General features: G+C 38.3%; 6 protein-coding genes and 1 pseudogene. 4 read left to right on the top strand and 3 right to left on the bottom strand.

What is annotated here, in order from left to right:
• On the top strand, positions 1–436 hold a 436-nt coding region (locus AC11ZT_RS13775), incomplete at its 5' end, for a hypothetical protein (protein WP_484060148.1).
• 43 nt (positions 437–479) lie between these two features.
• On the opposite strand, the gene AC11ZT_RS13780 is transcribed toward AC11ZT_RS13775, so the two are convergent.
• The 3 genes from AC11ZT_RS13780 to AC11ZT_RS13790 all read right to left on the bottom strand — a co-directional run bounded on the left by AC11ZT_RS13780 (position 480) and on the right by AC11ZT_RS13790 (position 3,605).
• Positions 480–1,751 carry an MFS transporter gene (locus tag AC11ZT_RS13780; RefSeq protein ID WP_484060149.1) on the bottom strand — a complete coding sequence of 424 codons (1,272 nt, stop codon included), beginning with the start codon at positions 1,749–1,751 and terminating at the stop codon, positions 480–482.
• A gap of 95 nt (positions 1,752–1,846) precedes the next feature.
• Entirely contained in the window at positions 1,847–3,157 is a 1,311-nt protein-coding gene (locus AC11ZT_RS13785; RefSeq protein ID WP_484060150.1) for an alkaline phosphatase family protein, read from the bottom strand.
• Between the two features lie 226 nt (positions 3,158–3,383).
• The gene (locus AC11ZT_RS13790; RefSeq protein ID WP_379971001.1) at positions 3,384–3,605 is read right to left on the bottom strand and encodes a DUF1128 domain-containing protein; all 222 of its coding nucleotides are present in this window, start codon (positions 3,603–3,605) and stop codon (positions 3,384–3,386) included.
• Positions 3,606–3,796: 191 nt separating this feature from the next.
• On the opposite strand from AC11ZT_RS13790, the gene AC11ZT_RS13795 reads away from it, so the two are divergent.
• From AC11ZT_RS13795 to AC11ZT_RS13805, 3 genes and pseudogenes are all read left to right on the top strand, one after another.
• Positions 3,797–4,261, top strand: a complete 465-nt coding sequence (locus tag AC11ZT_RS13795; RefSeq protein ID WP_484060151.1) for a low molecular weight protein-tyrosine-phosphatase — start codon at positions 3,797–3,799, stop codon at positions 4,259–4,261.
• Between the two features lie 23 nt (positions 4,262–4,284).
• Positions 4,285–4,860: a DUF4075 domain-containing protein gene (locus AC11ZT_RS13800; protein ID WP_484060152.1), complete on the top strand. Its 576-nt coding sequence runs from the start codon at positions 4,285–4,287 to the stop codon at positions 4,858–4,860.
• Between the two features lie 91 nt (positions 4,861–4,951).
• Positions 4,952–5,067 (top strand): annotated as a pseudogene (locus AC11ZT_RS13805) (YihY/virulence factor BrkB family protein); the annotation flags it as partial.

Here is a 5,067-nt window from a genome sequence, read left to right on the forward strand (position 1 = left end):
GGAAGAAATTTTACAGTTTATTAGTAGACAACAAATTCATTCGATTCAAGAGAATATTCGTATGTTACAAAATCAGATAGGTCTGTTAACACCGACCATTATTCAATTATTCGTGGATTTTTCAAATGATATCCAGTATAGTCAAACACTAATGCAAGCAGTATTTCAAGCCGCGCTTAGGAATCCCGCGTGTCGTCAAAATCAATATGAAGCAACGGGCCTGATTAATGATGTGTTAGAGGATTTATTTGAAAGAGGACAAAAATCTGGAGAGTTTACTACCTTACTATCTGCCTACACTATGGCTCAGCTAGCAAGTCAACAATACTTCGGAATTTTGCTTTCCTGGTGCATGAGTAGTGAAAATTATTGTCTTCAGGACCGTGTAAAAGTCTCGTTTGGGATGTTATTTAATGGATTGTTGAATAGATACTAGATGAAAAAAGCTTCTCCGAGGAGAAGCTTTTTTCTGTAACTTGTTACATTGTTTTGGCTGACGAGGAGAATTCTGTATGCTCAGGGACACGTGTTAATATGAAACCGCCGATAATGAAGAGGATAACAATGCTTAGTACGCCTGAATTTGTTTTTCCTGTTGTTTGTGCGGTTATACCAACAAGCAAGGGTCCCATAATCGCTGCAAATTTGCCAAAAATATTATAAAATCCAAAAAATTCATTGGAGGATTCTCGTGGTACAATGCGGGCAAAGTAAGAACGGCTTAGTGCTTGAATTCCCCCTTGGGAGCTTGCAACTAGCATTGCAAGAATCCAAAAATCAAGTGTGGTTTTTAAGAAATAGGCGTATGTACAAATGATAATATACATCCCAATTCCTACAAAGAGCATCGTTTTTCCTGAAAAAATTTCGGCTAATCTTCCATATAAAAGTGAGAAGGGTCCCGCTACAATTTGTGTAGCAAACAAAATGATAAGTAAGTTTGTACTACTAATGCCTAGGTCGGTTCCGTAAGCAGTAGACATCGTTATAATCGTGTCTACTCCGTCAATGTAGAAAAAGTAGGCGAGTAAAAATAAGAAAACGATTCGGTGCTTTTTGACATTGCGAAAGGTTTGAAATAAACGTTTAAAGCTTTGTCTTATTGGATTTTGTTCTCGTTCAATATAATAGGTTTGCTCAACATTACGGAGCATAGGAATGGTAAAAAGTCCCCACCAAAGAGCTGTAATGGCAAATGCCATTTGACTAGCAACGGTAACAGAGAAAGGGAGCACTTGGTTTTGCGCAAGTATAATTAGGGCAATAGCGAGAATGAATGGAATGGTGCTACCAATGTAGCCGAAAGCAAAACCTCTTGCCGATGTACGATTCATTCTTTCATCGATTGTAACGTCTACTAAAAATGCATCGTAAAAAATATTAGCACCTGCAAATCCGATGACCGTTAACATGTAACAGATGAGCAGAAGTAACCATTGGCTATTTGGAACTATTGCAAGCATCGCTGTGAAAATAATGCCGAGTGCAAAGAAGAACGTAAAGAAGCGCTTTTTAAAGTCTCGATAGTCAGCGATAGATCCTAAAATCGGTGCTAGCAAGGAAATAAGAAAGGTAGCAAATGAATTTGCATAGCCCCAGTATGCCGTAGATGTTGCCGCAGCCACTCCTGCTTCCTTCGCAGCAGCTTTGAAATAAATGGGAAATACGGCTGTTGTTATAATCAGTGAATAGGCAGAGTTTGCCCAATCGTAAAAAATCCAGCTTCTTTCTTTTTTCGTTATCGCTGTCATTCGATAATCCTCCCTATTTTTCTACCGTAATTGTACACAATATAATCTGGTAAAATCGGGTGGTAGATGAAACTTAATACAGATTTTACAAACCATTATCGTTTTAGCAATTCCTCGATGCAAACTCCGTCTGTTTCGCCCAAATCTAAGCCCATAAGGGAAGCGATTGTTGGACCTTCATCGATGAGACGCATAAAGGGGATAACGGCACCGCTGCGAATTCCTTTACCAACAGCCATAAACACGGTTGTATAGTTGTCTTTGGTCGGTGAATAGCCGTGGGTAGCCAAAGTATATTTTTTATCAGCCTTTGTATCTTCGGGTGTAATTCGTAATTTATATGGTCCAATCCAATCTTCTAGAAAATAGTAACCTTTCTTTGCTTCTAGCATGAATAGACATGTCCCATCTGCTCCTCGTTCTCTTGCTTCCTCACCGTTTATGACAAATTCAATGCCACTTGATGGATCAGCAAGTAGCTGTTCTATAATTTGTGATACTTTCATTTTTGTTTCATGATCGTGTTCATCTTTCATGTATATATATGCGGAACCATCACAACTATTGCAATAGGCCTTCCAGTCTGTTACATGTCCTTTTGCATCGACTGTAATAAGATTGTGTTTATGAAGCAGTACATTTAGCTGTAAAGCACTAGCTTCGTCTAAGGCGCTATGATCACCTAATGCGATAATGGTACTGTCATCTGTCAGGTTGCTTTCTTTTAGTGCACGCATCAATTGACCAAGTCGGCTATCATGACGATGAATGGCCTCATTAGCTTGCTTGGAAGAGAATCCGTGCATATGACGCTGCACATCTAAGTCGGTGAAATGGATGAGCATCACATTCGGTTTTTTTGTTTTAATCGTATGAACAGCAGAGGCGAGAACGAAATCGTCTAATTCTGGTTGATTCAGTCCGTTTCGCAAATGACCGAATCGTTGATTCATATCCCATTGATAAAAGGGGCTTCCGTTTAAAAGAGAGACAAGAATTTGATTGTGCCAAGGACGATTTGCGAATATTTCAGGCATATGGTAATCTATTTTCGCTTTCGCTGTGACGGGCCATAGAAGAGCAGCAGTTGTAAGACCTGCTCGCTTGGCTTCATCATAGAGAGTTGTTCCTTGTATGTGACTCCGGTGCCAATGCCAATCGGGAGATAAGCGTCCGGGCTGCAATAATGTATTGCTGGTAATGCCGTGCCGGGCCGGGTAATTACCGGTTACAATTGTTGCATGAGACGGATAGGTAACAGAAGGATAGATAGCTTCTACCTTATCGGCATACGCTCCTTTTTGAAGGAGTGTATGAAAATGAGGAAGCTCCTGCAAAAGTGGAAAATCCAATGTAGACAGACAATCAAATGAAATAATAAGTAGATGTTTTGTTGCAGGTTGCATAATAAAAAACCCTCCATACTTGTAAACTAGTAAGATTGTAATACGATATGAAGAGGAAAGGGATGTATTTACAAATTTTTCACATAAATATATAAAGTTTACCATTTAACAATTAATTTTCTACACATTAAGTAGGAAAGGAAATATTTGAAATATTTCTAATCGTATTACTATGGAGTAACTAAATAAAATAAGAAGAGAGACTACCCGAGTCTCTCTTCTAACATTACTTTATTAATGTTCCAAGTTCTTCTGTAATGGCTTGCATTTCACTTATACTGAATGTTTCGCGCTTCATAACATGGTTATAAATATCTAGTAAATCTTCATACATTTCTGTATTAAAATTTTCTGGACGTACTGCACCTGCATTTACCATACGAAGCTTTTCCTTAATGGCTTCTACCATATAGGCAATATTTTCTGTAGATTGTACCGTTAAATCCAATGGAAATTCCTCCTCAATGCGAACTAATTCTATATTATCACCTTTTCGACAATATATTGTAACGATTTCTACCGTTGCTTCCTAGTTAATGCGATAAAATAACAAATAGTGGGAGATAAAAAATCCACTGCATAACATAAAGTTTCCCCGTATACTAGGTGTAACGAACTTTAATAAAGGGGAGAATGAAAATGATTCATGTTTTGTTTGTATGTCTTGGAAACATTTGTCGTTCGCCTATGGCAGAAGCAATTTTTCGAGAGTTACTTGTTAAGAATGAGTTGCAAGGAAAAATTACTGTAGATTCAGCTGGAACAGGTAACTGGCATATTGGAGAGGCACCGCATATTGGAACGCAAAAAATATTAACAGAAAACGCAATTTCCTATGAAGGAATTACTGCACGCCAAGTAGAAGAAAGTGATTTAACAAAGTTCCATTATATTATCGTAATGGATGCAAATAATTTACAAGACGTTCAACATTTCGGCCAACCTAGAGGTTACGTAGGACGACTATCGGACTTCGTTCCAAATGAAAATTGGAAGGACGTGCCCGACCCATACTTTACCGGGAATTTTCAAGAAGTATACGACCTTGTAACAGAAGGATGTAAGCACCTATTAGCTCATATTAGAAAAGAGCAAGGAATCTAATTTCATGGAGAGGGTGAAGAGAAATGGCAAAGAAAGAGACAGACAAGAAGAATACATTTGCGCGTAACATTACAATTGGTGTAGTGGCTGGTACAGTTGCAACATTATTCAAGAAAGAAAATCGTGAGAAATTAGTTGGAAAAGCTCGTGAAGCTAAAGAAAAAATATGGAATCTTCGTGAGCAAGCAGTGCCAATGAAGGAACGTGTGAAAGAAACTGTTCAAGATATTCGTGCAAAGGGTAGTCAATTAACAGATAAGGCAGTCGTGAATGAAAAAATAGAATCCATAAAAAAAATAACACCGCTCGTAATCGAAACTTTACAGGAATCACGGGACATTTTTAATAAAAAGAAACAAGAGTTGAAGGAAAAAGAAGAAGCAAAGCGGAAAGAAGAGGAACTTCTTGCTGCACAGGCTGAAGCATCTGCAACTACTGATCAAGAGGTACTAACCGAAGGAGAGGAAAAACCTGAGGAAGGGCAAGTAATGGAAGCTTTAGCAGAAGGAACAGAACAAGTAGCGGAAGTAGAAGAAGAACAAGTACATGGAACAATTGCATTAGAGAAAAAAGAAGAAGCTGGCGGGGATAAAAAGTAAGAAGTAGGTGAGCACATTGTACGCCGGTAGGAAAATAAATAAGATAGTTACATTTTTCATTGGATTGTATGGGCGAACAAAAAAAGACGATGTGGCGGGTCTGGCTTCCCAGCTCGCTTATTTTTTCTTATTGTCGCTTTTTCCAGCGCTTGTTTTTTTATTAACAATTGTCGGTTATCTTCCGTTGGAATCCCAAGATATTCTCTT

This window comes from Ectobacillus sp. (assembly GCF_056992975.1).